Source organism: Rubellimicrobium aerolatum (genome assembly GCF_017872975.1).
Classification (GTDB): Bacteria; Pseudomonadota; Alphaproteobacteria; order Rhodobacterales; family Rhodobacteraceae; genus Rubellimicrobium; species Rubellimicrobium aerolatum.
Genome location: NZ_JAGGJP010000008.1, coordinates 23233 through 36706, shown reverse-complemented (window position 1 = coordinate 36706; position 13474 = coordinate 23233). Strand labels below are relative to the sequence as shown.

Genomic DNA, 13474 nt, shown 5'->3' with positions numbered 1-13474 from the left:
GCCTTACCACCAGCGATCCGGCTTCGCCACGAAGCCGGCCGCACGTTCCAGTGAATGCGCCACGTTGAGGAGGTCCCCCTCCTCCCACGGGCGCCCGATCAGTTGCAGCCCGAGCGGCAGCCCCCGCGCGTCGAGCCCTGCCGGGACCGAGATGCCGGGCAGCCCCGCGAGGTTCACCGTCACGGTGAACACGTCGTTGAGATACATCTGCACCGGATCGGCATTCGCCATCTCGCCCAGGCCGAAGGCGGCCGAGGGGGTGGCGGGGGTCAGGATCGCGTCGATGCCATCCGCGAACACCTGGTCGAAGTCGCGCTTGATGAGGGCGCGGACCCGGCGGGCGCGGTTGTAGTAGGCGTCGTAGAAGCCGGCCGACAGGACGTAGGTCCCGACCATGATCCGGCGCTGCACCTCGGGACCGAAGCCCTCGGCCCGGGTCTTCTCGTACATCTCGGTGATGCCGTCACCCTGCGCGAGCCTGGCGCGGCGGCCGAAGCGCACGCCGTCGTAGCGGGCGAGGTTGGAGGACGCCTCGGCCGGCGCGATGACGTAGTAGGCCGGGAGGGCGTATTTCGTGTGCGGCAGCGAGATGTCGCGGATCTCGGCCCCCGCGGCGCGCAGCATCTCGGCCCCGCGGTGCCAGAGCGCCTCGATCTCCTCGGGCATCCCGTCCATGCGGTATTCGCGCGGGATGCCGATGACCTTGCCCCGGATGTCGCCGGTCAGCATCGCCTCGAAGTCCGGCACGGGCAGGTCGGCGGAGGTTGAATCCTTCGAGTCATGTCCGGACATGGCGCGGAGCAGGATCGCCGCATCGCGCACGTCCTTGGTCATCGGCCCCGCCTGATCGAGCGAGGAGGCGAAGGCGATGATGCCCCAGCGGCTCACGCGGCCATAGGTCGGCTTGATGCCGACGATGCCGGTGAAGGCCGCCGGCTGGCGGATCGAGCCGCCGGTGTCCGTCCCGGTCGCCGCCGCGCAGAGATTCGCCGCCACGGCCGCCGCCGAGCCGCCCGAGGAGCCGCCGGGCGTCAGGGGCGTGGCGTCGTCCTGCCGACGCCAGGGGTTCACGGCATTGCCGTAGGTGCTGGTCTCGTTGCTGCTCCCCATGGCGAACTCGTCCATGTTGAGCTTGCCGAGCATGACGGCACCCTGCTTGTGCAGGAGCTCGGTCACGGTGGAGTCGTAGGGCGGGCGGAAGCCGTCGAGGATGCGCGAGGCGGCCTGCGACGGCACGCCGGTCGTGCAGAACAGGTCCTTGATGCCCATCGGGATGCCGCACAGGTCGGGCGACATGCCCATGTCGAGACGGGTCTGGGCAAATCCGGCCTGCCGCCGCGCGATCTCGGGCGTCTTGTGGACGAAGGCGTTGAGCGCGTCCGCCGCGTCGATGGCGGCGAGGTAGGCCTCGGTCAGCTCGGGCGCGGTGAAGTCCTTGGCCCGCAGGCCGTCGCGGGCCTGGGCGAGGGTCAGCTTGGTCAGGTCCGTCATTCGACCACCTTGGGAACGGCGAAGAACCCCTCGCGCGCCTCGGGGGCGTTGAGCAGCACCTCGGCCTGCCGGTCGCCATCGGTCACGACGTCGGCGCGGCGCTTGAGGCGCATGGGCGTCACGGAGGTCATGGGCTCCACGCCCTCCACGTCCACTTCGTTCAGTTGCTCGATGAAGCCCAGGATCGCGTCGAACTCGCGCGCGAGGGCGGGCAGGCGCTCCTCCTCGACGCGGATGCGGGCGAGGCGGGCCACTTTCCGGGCGGTGTCGGTGTCGATGGCCATAAGGGGGTCCCTCGGGGTTTGCGGGGTGTTAGCGCCGGACCGTCCCACCCGCAAGGGCGGGGCGGTGCCGGCCCAGCACCTCGATCATCCAGCCGAGCATGATGGCGTTGAGGATGTGCCACAGGAAATGCGTCCCCACCGGGATCGTGTCGCAGGTCGCCCCGTCCAGCGACCGGACGATGAGCGAGGCGGTCAGGATCGCAGCGCCGGCAAGGAAGCCCCGCGCCGTCGCCGGGGCGCGGCGGCGCAGGAGGACGGCGTGCAGGAGGATCAGCGCCGGGACCGGCCAGTAGAAGGCCGAGACGGCGAAGCCCGGCAGCGCCCGGAAGGCCGGGGTGAGCAGCGCGATCCAGGGGACCGCGAGGGCGGTGAACAGGAGGGAGGCCCGTACCCCCTGCCCCCAGATCCGGCGATGCGCCGCGAAGACGTAAAGGAGGATGAAGCCGAGGATCGGACCCGTATCGGCCGCCGCCGCCCAGGGGGTCGCGACGGTGTGGAACAGGAAGCTGCCCACCCCGATGACGCCCAGGACCGCCGCGAGCGCCCGACAGAGCGGATCGTCCGGCCGACGCCGTAGCGCGAGGACGGCGGCGAGAAGGAAGGCCGCGTTGCTCAGGGCGTTGACGGGCTCGGCCCAGAAGCCCGGTCCCAGCCGCTCGCAATAGGCGTCGATCTGCTCCATTCGCCTTTCCTGGCGCTTGCCGGACCTTTCCGCGCGCCTAGGCTCCTCATGGCCGAGGAGGGTCCGCATGGAAAGTCCCAGCATCCTGTCCCATGTCTCGATCGGCGTCGCCGACCTCGGGAGGTCGTCGGCCTTCTATGACGCCGTGCTGGCCGTGCTCGGCGCGCGGCGGCTGATCGATGAGGACGGGGCCGTGGTCTATGGCCGGATCTTCCCCGAGTTCGGCATCGGTCGCCCGCTCGACGGTGGCCCGCCGGGCGTGGGGAACGGGATGCACTTCGCCTTCCTGGCGCGGAGCCGCGGCGAGGTGGACGCCTTCTGGCGCGTCGGCCTGGAGCAGGGCGCGACGGAGGAGGGGGCGCCGGGGCTGCGGCCGGACTACGGTCCCGGCTACTACGCCTGTTTCCTGCGCGACCCGGACGGGCACAAGATCGAGGCGCACGTCATGGACGACGCGACGGAGGAGGATACGGGCGCCGCCGAGGAGGCCGAGGCGCATCCGACCTGAGCCGCCCGGCTTGACCGCGCGGCGGGTCGGCCCATCCTCCGGGCATGTTCCCCTTCCGCGATCACAACCCCTCCGCCACGACGCCGGTCGTGACCTGGCTCCTGATCCTGGTCAACGTCGCCGTGCATCTCTGGCAGGTGGCTGCGATCCAGAGCGAGGCGCAGCTCTACTACCTTTACAACGCCTACGCGATGATCCCGGCCGAGATCAGCGCCGGGCAGGACCTGCCGACGCTGGTGACCTCGACGTTCCTGCACGGAGGCTGGATGCACCTGATCGGAAACATGCTGTTCCTCCATATCTTCGGCGACAACCTGGAGGACGCCCTGGGGCGGCTGGGCTTCCTGGCCTTCTACCTGCTGGGCGGCATTGGGGCGGGACTCTGCCAATGGGCCTCGGGGCCGCTGTCGCCGATCCCGACGGTCGGCGCCTCGGGGGCGATCGCGGCGGTGATGGGCGGCTACCTGCTGCTGTTTCCCAAGGCGCGGGTGGACGTGCTGATCTTCATCATAATCATCATCCGCATCATCCCGGTCCCGGCCTGGATCCTGCTGATCCTCTGGCTCGGATTGCAGGTCGTGGGAGGCGTGGGCGCGGACCCGCTGACCGGGGGCGTGGCCTACTGGGCGCACGCCGGCGGGTTCCTGATCGGCTTCGTGATGATGGTGCCGGCTTGGGCGCGGCGCGGCGGCGCGGGCTGGTGGCGGCGGACGGATGGGCATCCGCCCCATCCAGAGACCGTGGTCGGGCCTCTTGCGCCCTCGCGCGTGCCCACCGTCAGGCGCCGCCGCTAGGCCGGGGGCCGCTCGCGGACGAGGGCGGCGAACCTTTCGAACACGCTGGCGTTGGCGGCGACGATATCGCCGTGCTCCATGGGCGTGTGGCCCTCGCGGATCGGGCCGACGAAGCCGCCCGCCTCGGTCACGATCAGCAACCCGGCCGCCAGGTCCCAGGGCTGGATCTCCCGCTCCCAGTAGCCGTCGTAGCGCCCCGCCGCGACATAGGCGAGGTCAAGCGCCGCCGAGCCGAAGCGCCGCACGCCCGCGCATTCCGGCATCAGCCGCGCGAGGTCGGCGAGCGTGGCGGGGAGCGTCCGCTTGGCGCCGAAGGGCACGCCGGTCGCGAAGATGCAGTCGATGAGCCGCGAGCGGCCCGAGACGCGCAGGCGGCTCTCGTTGAGCCAGGCGCCCTCGCCCTTCTCGGCCCAGAAGGTCTCGTCCTTGACGGGATCGTGGACGACGCCGGCGACGATCTGGCCCTTGTGCTCGAGCGCGATGGAGACGGCCCAGTGCGGCAGGCCATGGAGATAGTTCGTGGTCCCGTCGAGGGGGTCCACGATCCAGCGGCGGGTCGGGTCCTCGCCCTTCTGCTCGCCGCCCTCCTCGCCCAGGAAGCCATAGGTCGGGCGGGCCTCCATCAGCATCTCGCGGACCGTCTGCTCGGCATTGCGGTCGGCGCGGGACACGAAGTCGCCCGGACCCTTCACCGAGACCTGGAGCTGCTCGACCTCGGCGAAGTCCTTGAGGAGCCCCCGGCCCGCCTTGCGCGCGGCCTTGATCATGACGTTCATGTTCGCGCTGGTGGCCATTCCGTGCTCCTTCCGGGGTCAAGGCGCGCATATAGACCGGGGATCGCGCCCGTCACAAGGCCAGCCACGAGGTCAGCCGCGCTGGAGCTTCACCGCTTCCTGCCGCGCGAGGCGGATCAGGTGGGCGACGTAGGGGCGCGTCCCGTCGGCGCTGCGCGTGGCGGCGAAGAGGCGCTTCACGATGGGCCGGCCCCGCCGCTCCAGCGGACGGGTGGCGATGTCCATGTCGGCGCGGGCGGTGGAGCGGACCACCCAGTCGGGCAGCACCGCGATCCCCCGCCCCGAGGCCACGAGGAGGAGGATCATCGCCGTCAGCTCCACGGGGCGCAGGGCGGCGGGCTCCACGCCCTCGGGGGCCAGCAACTCCGTGAAGGCGTCGAGCCGGGCGCGGTCCACGGGATAGGCGATGAGCGTCTGGCCGGCGAAGTCCGCCGCCTCCACCACCGGCTTGGCGGCGAGCGGGTGGTCGGCGGCGGTGACGAGCACCGGCTGGTAATCGAAGAGCGGGTGGAAGGTGACGCCGGGCAGGTCCTCCGGGTCGGAGGAGACGACGAGGTCCACCTCCTCGCGGCGCAGCGCGGGCAGCGCGTCGAAGGCGAGGCCGGGCCGGATGTCGATGTCCACCTCGGGCCAGGCCTTGCGGAACCCGTTCATCACCGGGAGCAGCCACTCGAAGCAGGCGTGGCATTCGATGGCGACGTGCATCCGGCCGGCGCGGCCCGCCTCCAGGTTGGCGAACTCGGCCTCCAGGGCGGCGACCTGCGGCAGGATCGCCTGCGCCGCCGCGAGGAGGCGGAGGCCGGCGGGGGACAGGCGCAGGGGACGGGTGGCGCGGACGAAGAGCTCCACGCCCGCCTGCTCCTCGATGCCGCGGATCTGGTGGCTCAGCGCCGACTGCGTGAGGCCGAGGAGGTCGGCCGCGCCGGCGAGGCTCCCGGCCTCGTGGATCGCCTGGATCGTGCGGAGGTGGCGGAACTCGATGTGCAAACGGAACTCATGTCGATGGTGAGGATTATGAATTTGTCTCACATGACCAGGACCCCTACAACCACCCTGTCAGCCGCAGGAGCCCGCCCATGACCGCCGTCAGCTTCGAGTTCTTCCCGCCCAAGTCCCTCGAAGGGTCGTTCCGGCTCTGGGATTGCTGCAACGTGCTGGGCCCCTTCGCGCCCGAGTTCGTGTCGGTGACCTATGGCGCGGGCGGCACCACGCGGGAGCTGACCCACGACGCGGTGGCGACGATCCACAAGCATTACGGCCTGACCGTCGCGGCGCACCTGACCTGCGTGGAGGCCACGCGCGAGGAGACGCTGGCCATCGCCGACAGCTACGCCGCCGTCGGCGTCACCGAGATCGTCGCGCTGCGGGGCGACCCGCCCAAGGAGCACGGCGCGTTCCGGCCGCACGCGCAGGGCTTCGCCTCCTCGGTGGAGCTGGTCGAGGCGCTGGCGCGGACCGGCAAGTTCAACATCCGCGTGGGCGCCTACCCGGAGAAGCACCCCGAGGCGGGGTCGATCACGGCGGACGTGGAGTTCCTCAAGCGCAAGATCGACGCGGGGGCGTCGTCGGCCATCACGCAGTTCTTCTTCCAGCCCGAGACCTTCTTCCGCTTTCGCGACGCCTGCGTGAAGGCCGGGATCGACGCGCCGATCCTCCCCGGCATCCTGCCGGTCGAGAGCTGGAAGGGCGTGCAGCGGCTGGCGGCGCGCTGCGGGACGCACATCCCCGAGACCACCGCCCATGCCTTCGAGAACGCGGCGCGGGACGGGACGACGGAGCTCCTCGCGGTGGCGACGGCGACCTCGCTCTGCGACCGGCTGATCGCGGGGGGCGTGGAGCACCTGCACTTCTATACGCTCAACAAGCCGAACCTGACGCGGGACGTGTGCCTGGCCTTGGGGATCGGGCCGAAGGCGAAGCTGCAGGCGGTGGCCTGAGGGGCTCTGCCCCTCGCCCCTTCGGGGCTTCACCCCGGGATACTTGGAGCCGAAGAAGGGGGGGTCTCGGACAGACTAAATCCCCGCGAGGCCTCCGGGTTCACTCCCAGGCTCGCGGGGACCAGGGGCGCGCGCGAGCGGGAGCACCGGCCGCCATTGGGCGGGCTGGGTCTCAGTGGCATCGAGGGAGAACGCCCGTGGGGCGCCTCGGTCTCCCTGGCCGGGTATCTGGCCGCTCCTGGCCCATCGCGTGTGTCCGTGCCCCTCCTTGCGGATGGGCGTCCCTTCGTCCTTGTCTCTCCTTTCCGCCCCCTGCCGTCGGGGCCGGCGTGTCCGCCCCTGGGGAGCGCCGGGCCGTGCGGCGGGGGAGCCGCTGGTGTGTGCGGGAGAGAATGCCAGCCAAGCGTTAACGCCGCCTGACGGCAACGGGCGCGCAACGCCCCGCTCGCGCAACACCCCCGCCCGCCGTGCCACGCGCGCGAAGGCGAGTCGGGGGACGAGGGGCTGGGCGGGGATGGTGCGCGAGACGCGCACCCGACGGCGGGGGGAGCAGGCGGAACAGGGAGGGACGGCGTGAGGTGGGGCTTCACCTCACCCTGCCAAGGCCCTGCCCGGCCGAGCGGGCGTGGGGTTGGGTGGAACCCCAGCCGACGACGGGACGGATGGCGCGTGGGCCGGGGCGGGGGACGCACGCACCTCCCGGGGTCCGGGGCGCCAAAGCGCGCCCCACGGGCGGAAGCGGTCGCGTCAGCCACCCGAGCCGATGCCGCCCGAGCCGATGCCGCCCGAGCCGGTGGCGCCGCCTGCCGCGCCGCCGCCCGACGTGCCGCCGGTGGTGCCCAGGGCGCTGTCCGCTGTGCCGCCGGTGGTCGTGCCCAAGGCACGATCCGCCGTGCCGCCCGTGGTGGTGCCGAGCGCGCGGTTCGCCGTGTCCTCGGCCGTCGCGCCAGGGCCGCCCCCTGTCGCCCCGCCGCCGAGGCCGCCGTTCGCCGCTCCGCCCGTGATGGCGCCCGCCGTGGTCCCCGCCGTGGAACCCGTGACGGCGTCCGTCGTGCGGCCCGTGGTGGTGCCGAGCGTGCCGTCCGTCGGGTCCGTGGGCGACGTGCCGGCGCCCGTCGTGGCTCCGGCGGTCGCGCTTCCGGCGGTCGCGCCAGCGTCTCCTGCCGTGCCCGTGCCCGTGCCCGTCACGCCGGTCGTCGCGCCGATCCCCGTTCCGTCGGTCACGCCGACGCCGATCGACGTCCTCATCGCGTCGGAGACGAGCAGGGTCGGTTCGCTGGCGCAGTTCTCCAGGATCGCGGCGGCCATGTCGTCGGCCGGCGCTTCGGTGCCGCCGCCGGTGGCCTCCTGCAGGGACCGGACGGCGCCCTGCCGGCCCGCCGCGTCGAGCGTCGTGAAGTCGGCGCAGGTCATGGCGCCGGTCCCGGCGTCCTGCGCCAGCGCCGGGGCTGCCGCCGCCAAGGCGGTCGCGATCGTGCCGATCAAGAGCTTCATCCGTTTCCTCCCCAATGGGCCGCGCGTCGGGGCCACGCGGATCCAACCCCCGGGAGAGGGTTTCGTTCGGCTCGCGCGGACGAGCGGCCGGCGGATTGTCGCCGGCCGGCACGGCCCCGGCACGGCCCCGGCACGGCCCCGGCGGGGGGCCGGAGGTCAGGACAGCTCGGAGAGCCGCGCGAGGGCGGCGCGGAGCTGGGCCTCCTCGGCCTCGCGGGCGGCGAGGGCCTCGCGCGTTTCCTCGACCACCTCCTCGGCGGCGGAGGCGACGAAGCGGGGGTTCGCGAGGCGGGCGCGCAGGGACGCGGCCTCCTTGGCGGCCTTGTCGGCGCCCTTGGTCATGCGGGCGATCTCGGCGGCGATGTCGATGAGGCCTTCGAGCGGGAGCGCGAAGGTCGCGCCGGGGGTCGCCACGGTGAGGGAGCCGCGCGGGGCGGCCCCTTCGGTGGGCACCTCGATCCGGGCAAGGCGCTGGATCAGCGCGCCGTTGCGGGCCAGCGCGGCGCGGGCGGGGGCGTCGGCCTCGACCATCACCACGGGGACGGTGAGGCCGGCGGGGACGTTGAGCTGCGCGCGGGCGGAGCGGACGCCCTCGATGAGGGCGATGGTCCAGCGCATCTCGGCCTCGGCGGCGGGGTCCACGAGGTCGGCCACCGCGTAGGTCGGCCAGTCGGCGTGGACGAGGAGCTTTGCGCGGCTCGCCGTGCTGCCCCACAGGTCTTCGGTGATGAACGGCATGAAGGGGTGCATCAGGATCAGGCACTGGTCAAGCACCCAGGCCATGACCTGCTGCGTCTCCCGCTTCAGCGCCTCGTCCGTGCCGGAGAGGAGGGGCTTGGAGAATTCGACATACCAGTCGCAGACCACGCCCCAGACGAAGGCATGGAGCGATTGCGCGGCGCCGTCGAAGCGGAAGGAGTCGAGCGCGGCGTCCACCTCCTCGCGGATGCGGGCCGTTTCCCCGAGGATCCAGCGGTTCACGGGGGCGGTGGCCTGCGGGATGCCCGGCGCGCGCGGGGCGGCGAAGACGCCGTTCATCTCGGCGAAGCGGTGGGCGTTCCAGAGCTTGGTGCCGAAGTTGCGGTAGCCCTGGATGCGGGCGGTCGAAAGGCGCAGGTCGCGGCCCATCGCCGCCATCGCCGCCAGCGTGAAGCGCACGGCGTCGGCGCCGAACTCGTCGATGAGGTCCAGCGGGTCGAGGACGTTGCCCAGCGACTTGGACATCTTCTTGCCCTTCTCGTCGCGGACGAGGGCGTGGACGTAGACCGTCTTGAACGGAACTTCGTTCACGAGGGCGAGCTGCATCATCATCATCCGGGCGACCCAGAAGAAGATGATGTCGAAGCCGGTGACGAGGACGGAGGTCGGGAAGTACCTGGCCAGCTCGGGCGTGTCGTTGGGCCAGCCCAGCGTGCCGAGCGGCCAGAGGCCGGAGGAGAACCAGGTGTCGAGCACGTCCGCGTCGCGCCAGACGGGGTAGACGAGGCGCGTGGGGTCCTGGGTCAGGTTGTAGTCGGCGAGGCCTTGGGCGAAGGCGTCCTCGGCGGCCTCGGCGCCGGCGACCTCGACCACGCGGGCGTGGTTGAGGGGCGTGGGCAGGCCGGCGAGGTCGCCGGCGAAGCGGTCGGCGACGGCGGCGAAGTCGGCGGCGCAGTGGTGGCGCGGCTCGGGGCCGACGAAGCCCTCCTGCAGGAGGAGGTCGCCCAGCTCGATCTCGTCGAGCGCGTCGTCGCCGGTCTCGTCGCGGAAGGTGCCGGGGTTGAGGTCGAAGCCATACCAGACGGGGATCCGGTGGCCCCACCAGAGCTGGCGGGAGATGCACCAGGGCTCGATGTTTTCGAGCCAGTGGAAGTAGGTCTTGGCGTCGCGCTCGGGGAGGATCCGGGTGCGGCCGTCGCGGACGGCGTCGATGGCGGGGCCGACGATGCGGGCGGTGTCCACGAACCACTGGTCGGTCAGCATCGGCTCGATGACCACGCCCGAGCGGTCGCCGAAGGGCTGCATGATCTTCTTGGACTCGACGTGAGGCACGGGGCCGTCGGCGCTGTCGGTCAGGACCGCGAGGCCCTCGGATTCGATCTGGGAGACGACGAGGCGGCGGGCCTCCAGCCGGTCGAGGCCGCGCATCTCGTCGGGGACGAGGTTGATCTGGGACACGTCGCTCGCCTCGCGCTCGCCGCGCGCGATCTGGCCGGCGATGAGGGCGGACTCCTCGTAGGGGAGGCCGTCGGCGCGCATCCGGGCCTTGGTGTCCATCAGCGCGTAGAGCGGGATGTCGTGGCGGTTGGCGACGGCGTAGTCGTTGAAGTCGTGCGCGCCGGTGATCTTGACCGCGCCCGAGCCGAAGGCGGGGTCGGGATACTCGTCGGCGATGATGGGGATGAGGCGGCGGTGCGCCTTGGGACCGACGGGGATCTCGCAGAGTTGGCCTATGATCGGGGCGTAGCGGGCGTCGGACGGGTGGACCGCCACGGCGCCGTCGCCGAGCATCGTCTCGGGGCGGGTGGTGGCGATGGCGATGTAGTCGCGGGTCTCGCGCAGGGTCACGTTGCCGTCGGCGTCGCGCTCCACGTAGTCGTAGGTCGCGCCGTTCGCGAGCGGGTACTTGAAGTGCCACATGTGGCCCTGGACCTCGCGGTTCTCCACCTCAAGGTCGGAGATCGCGGTCTCGAAGTGCGGGTCCCAGTTCACCAGGCGCTTGCCGCGGTAGATCAGGCCGCGGTCGTAAAGGTCCACGAAGACCTTGAGCACGGCGTCGTGGAAGTCGGGCCCCTGCCCGGCCTCCGGGTCGCCGGGGGCGCCGCCCATGGTGAAGGCCTCGCGCGACCAGTCGCAGGAGGCGCCGAGGCGGTCGAGCTGGGCCTTGATGTTGCCGCGCGAGCGCTGCTTCTGCTGCCAGACGAGGCTCACGAACTCCTCGCGCGTGAAGTCGGTGCGGCGGCGGTTCGACTTCGCGAGCTCCCGCTCCACGACCATCTGGGTCGCGATGCCGGCGTGGTCGGTGCCGGGCTGCCAGAGCACGTCGTCGCCCTTCATGCGGTGCCAGCGCGTCAGGATGTCCTGGAGCGTGTTGTTGAAGGCGTGCCCCATGTGGAGCGAGCCGGTCACGTTCGGGGGCGGGATCACGATGGAGAAGGGCTGGCCGCCGGGTTTCGCGTTGGCGCCGGCGCGGAAGGCCCCCGCCTCCTCCCAGAGCCTCGCGATGCGGGCCTCGGCCTCGGCCGCTCCGAAGTTCTTGTCCATCGCATCCCCCATCATCCGTTCGGGGTCGGGGATTAGCGAAAGCGCGGGCCGGGGGGAAGGGCGGAGGGCGGCGGATCGGGGCTGGCGTCCCGCTTCGCCTTGGGGAAGAAGCCGCGCCGCAGGCATGAGCGGCGGAGGAACGGAATGAGGATCGTTGCCTGGGGGCTGGCCGGGGCCTTGGGGCTGCTGGTCGGGGGCGAGGCGGTCGCGCGCCTCGTGCTGGGGCTCGGGACGCCGCCGCTCAGCATGGCGCATCCGACCATCGAATACCTGTTCCGGCCGGGCCAGGACGTGATGCGCTTCGGCAACCGGCAGACCTACAACGAGGTCGGGATGCGGAGCGGCCCCCTGCCCCGGGACGGCACGCCGGTGATCCTCGTGGTCGGGGACAGCATCGTGAACGGCGGCAGCGAGACGGATCAGGCGGAGCTGGCGACGGAGATCCTGCGGCGCGACCTGTCGGGGAACGGGCGCCCGGCCTTCGTGGGCAACGTATCGGCCGGGTCCTGGGGGCCGGCGAACCAGCTGGCCTATCTGCGGGAGTTCGGGACTTCCGACGCCGAGGCGGTGATCCTCGTGCTGTCGTCGCACGACGCCAGCGACGTGCCCGCCTTCGCGCCCCTCGACCCGGCTACCCATCCGACGCGGACCCCGCCCCTCGCGCTCTGGGAGGCGGTGACCCGCTACCTGCCGCGCTACCTGCCGGACTTGGGCGGTGGAACGGCGGCCGAGACGAAGACGCCGGCGCCCGGCGCGGCGCTGGGCGACCTTGCGGCGCTGGTGGGCGAGGTCCGGGCGAAGGGGCTTCCGCTCTGCGCGGCGCACCATTGGACGGAGGAGGAGCTGGGCGCAGGCCTCACCGAGGACGGGCGGCTTCTCGCCGCCGCGCTGGCCGAGACCGGCGTGCCGGTCGTGGACGGCGGCCCGGGCTTCGAGGCGGCGCTGGCGGTCGGAGGCTCGCCCTACCGGGCGGACGGGCTCCACCCCTCGGTAGAAGGGCAGGCGATCCTGGCGGACTTGCTGCGGGGCTGCCTGGAGCGGCTGGGCGTGGCCGGTGCCGGGTAGGCCGAGGCGCGGTTGCGGCCCCTTGCTGGTCCTGCCACGGTGGCGGCCATGACCGATCCGCGCCTCACCCCGCTTGCCGCCGCCCTGCCCGCGACCGTTCCCTTCACCGGGCCGGAGGCGCTGGAACGGCGGCGGGGGGTGGCGTTCCGGGCGCGGCTGGGGGCGAACGAGAGCGGGTTCGGGCCGTCGCCCCACGCCGTCGAGGCGATGAAGCGGGCCGCGCGGGACGCCTGGATGTATGGCGACCCGGAGGTGCAGGAGCTTCGGGACGCCATCGCCGAGCGGCACGGGTGCGACCCGGCGCACATCGTGGTCGGCGAGGGGATCGACGGGCTCCTGGGGCTCCTGGTGCGGCTGACGGTCGGGGCGGGGACGCCGGTCGTGTCGTCGATGGGGGGCTACCCGACCTTCGCCTTTCATGTCGCCGGGTTCGGGGGGCGTCTGCTGACGGTGCCCTATCTGGGGGACTCGCCGGACCCGGAGGGCCTGATGGGGCTGGCGCGCGAGGCGGGGGCGCGGCTCGTCTACATCGCCAACCCGGACAACCCGATGGGCGGGATGCACGGGGCCGACGTGATACGGCGGATGGTGGAGGGGGTGCCGGAGGGCGGGCTGCTGGTGCTGGACGAGGCCTATGCGGAGCTGGCGCCCGAGGGGTCGCTGCCGGTCATCGACCCCGCCGATCCGAGGGTGATCCGGCTCCGAACCTTCTCCAAGGCGCAGGGGCTCGCGGGGCTGCGGGTGGGGTATGCGGTGGGGCCGCGCGGGCTGGTCGCGGCGTTCGACCGGGTGCGGAACCACTTTGGACTCGGGCGGGTGGCGCAGGCGGGGGCTCTGGCGGCGATCCACGACGAGGGATGGGCGCGCGAGGTGGCGCGGCGGGTGGCCGAGGGGCGGGCGGCGCTGGGGCGGATCGCGGCGGCGAACGGGCTGGCCGCCCTGCCCTCCTGCGCGAACTTCGTCGCCATCGACTGCGGGCGGGACGGGGTTTTCGCGCGGGCGGTGCTGGACGGGCTGCTCTCGCGCGGGGTCTTCGTGCGGATGCCGGGGGTTGCGCCCTTGGACCGCTGCATCCGGGTGACGGTGGGGCCGGAGGATTCGCTGGCGGTGTTCGCCGAGGCGCTGCCCGGCGCGCTGGAGGAGGCGGGGGCGGCGGGCTAGGTTCGGGGCATCGACCAACCG

General features: G+C 72.4%; 12 protein-coding genes. 5 read left to right on the top strand and 7 right to left on the bottom strand.

Annotated elements, in window-relative coordinates; genetic code table 11:
- Positions 1–3 precede the first annotated feature (3 nt).
- The 3 genes from gatA to J2Z33_RS10330 are packed head-to-tail and all read right to left on the bottom strand — an operon-like array spanning position 4 to position 2457.
- Entirely contained in the window at positions 4–1491 is a 1488-nt protein-coding gene (gatA, locus tag J2Z33_RS10340) for an Asp-tRNA(Asn)/Glu-tRNA(Gln) amidotransferase subunit GatA (protein ID WP_209840546.1), read from the bottom strand.
- Positions 1488–1775 carry an Asp-tRNA(Asn)/Glu-tRNA(Gln) amidotransferase subunit GatC gene (gene gatC, locus J2Z33_RS10335; protein WP_209840544.1) on the bottom strand — a complete coding sequence of 96 codons (288 nt, stop codon included), beginning with the start codon at positions 1773–1775 and terminating at the stop codon, positions 1488–1490. Before gatC ends, gatA begins: the two co-directional genes overlap by 4 nt.
- A gap of 28 nt (positions 1776–1803) precedes the next feature.
- Positions 1804–2457 carry a ceramidase domain-containing protein gene (locus J2Z33_RS10330; RefSeq protein ID WP_209840542.1) on the bottom strand — a complete coding sequence of 218 codons (654 nt, stop codon included), beginning with the start codon at positions 2455–2457 and terminating at the stop codon, positions 1804–1806.
- Between the two features lie 67 nt (positions 2458–2524).
- Between J2Z33_RS10330 and J2Z33_RS10325 the strand changes: the two genes are divergently transcribed.
- Both J2Z33_RS10325 and J2Z33_RS10320 read left to right on the top strand, forming a co-directional pair.
- Positions 2525–2965 (top strand): VOC family protein, encoded by a 441-nt coding sequence (locus J2Z33_RS10325; RefSeq protein WP_245218765.1) that lies wholly within the window; start codon positions 2525–2527, stop codon positions 2963–2965.
- Positions 2966–3009: 44 nt separating this feature from the next.
- Entirely contained in the window at positions 3010–3759 is a 750-nt protein-coding gene (locus tag J2Z33_RS10320) for a rhomboid family intramembrane serine protease (protein ID WP_209840540.1), read from the top strand.
- On the opposite strand, the gene J2Z33_RS10315 is transcribed toward J2Z33_RS10320, so the two are convergent.
- Entirely contained in the window at positions 3756–4553 is a 798-nt protein-coding gene (locus tag J2Z33_RS10315; RefSeq protein WP_209840538.1) for an inositol monophosphatase family protein, read from the bottom strand. The genes J2Z33_RS10320 and J2Z33_RS10315 overlap by 4 nt on opposite strands.
- 72 nt (positions 4554–4625) lie before the next feature.
- Entirely contained in the window at positions 4626–5540 is a 915-nt protein-coding gene (locus J2Z33_RS10310; protein WP_209840536.1) for a LysR family transcriptional regulator, read from the bottom strand.
- 89 nt (positions 5541–5629) lie between these two features.
- Here J2Z33_RS10310 and metF point away from each other — a divergent pair, with 89 nt between their 5' ends.
- Positions 5630–6490, top strand: coding sequence for a methylenetetrahydrofolate reductase [NAD(P)H] (gene metF / locus J2Z33_RS10305; RefSeq protein WP_209840534.1), 861 nt, complete (start codon positions 5630–5632; stop codon positions 6488–6490).
- A 747-nt stretch (positions 6491–7237) separates the two neighbouring features.
- On the opposite strand, the gene J2Z33_RS10300 is transcribed toward metF, so the two are convergent.
- Both J2Z33_RS10300 and J2Z33_RS10295 read right to left on the bottom strand, forming a co-directional pair.
- Positions 7238–7984: a hypothetical protein gene (locus J2Z33_RS10300; protein ID WP_209840531.1), complete on the bottom strand. Its 747-nt coding sequence runs from the start codon at positions 7982–7984 to the stop codon at positions 7238–7240.
- A gap of 156 nt (positions 7985–8140) precedes the next feature.
- Entirely contained in the window at positions 8141–11227 is a 3087-nt protein-coding gene (locus J2Z33_RS10295; protein ID WP_245218764.1) for a valine--tRNA ligase, read from the bottom strand.
- 144 nt (positions 11228–11371) lie between these two features.
- On the opposite strand from J2Z33_RS10295, the gene J2Z33_RS10290 reads away from it, so the two are divergent.
- Positions 11372–12292, top strand: coding sequence for an SGNH/GDSL hydrolase family protein (locus J2Z33_RS10290; protein WP_209840529.1), 921 nt, complete (start codon positions 11372–11374; stop codon positions 12290–12292).
- Positions 12293–12340: 48 nt separating this feature from the next.
- On the top strand, positions 12341–13453 hold the full coding sequence (locus tag J2Z33_RS10285) for a pyridoxal phosphate-dependent aminotransferase (RefSeq protein WP_209840528.1): 1113 nt from the start codon (positions 12341–12343) through the stop codon (positions 13451–13453).
- The last annotated feature ends 21 nt before the right edge of the window (positions 13454–13474 follow it).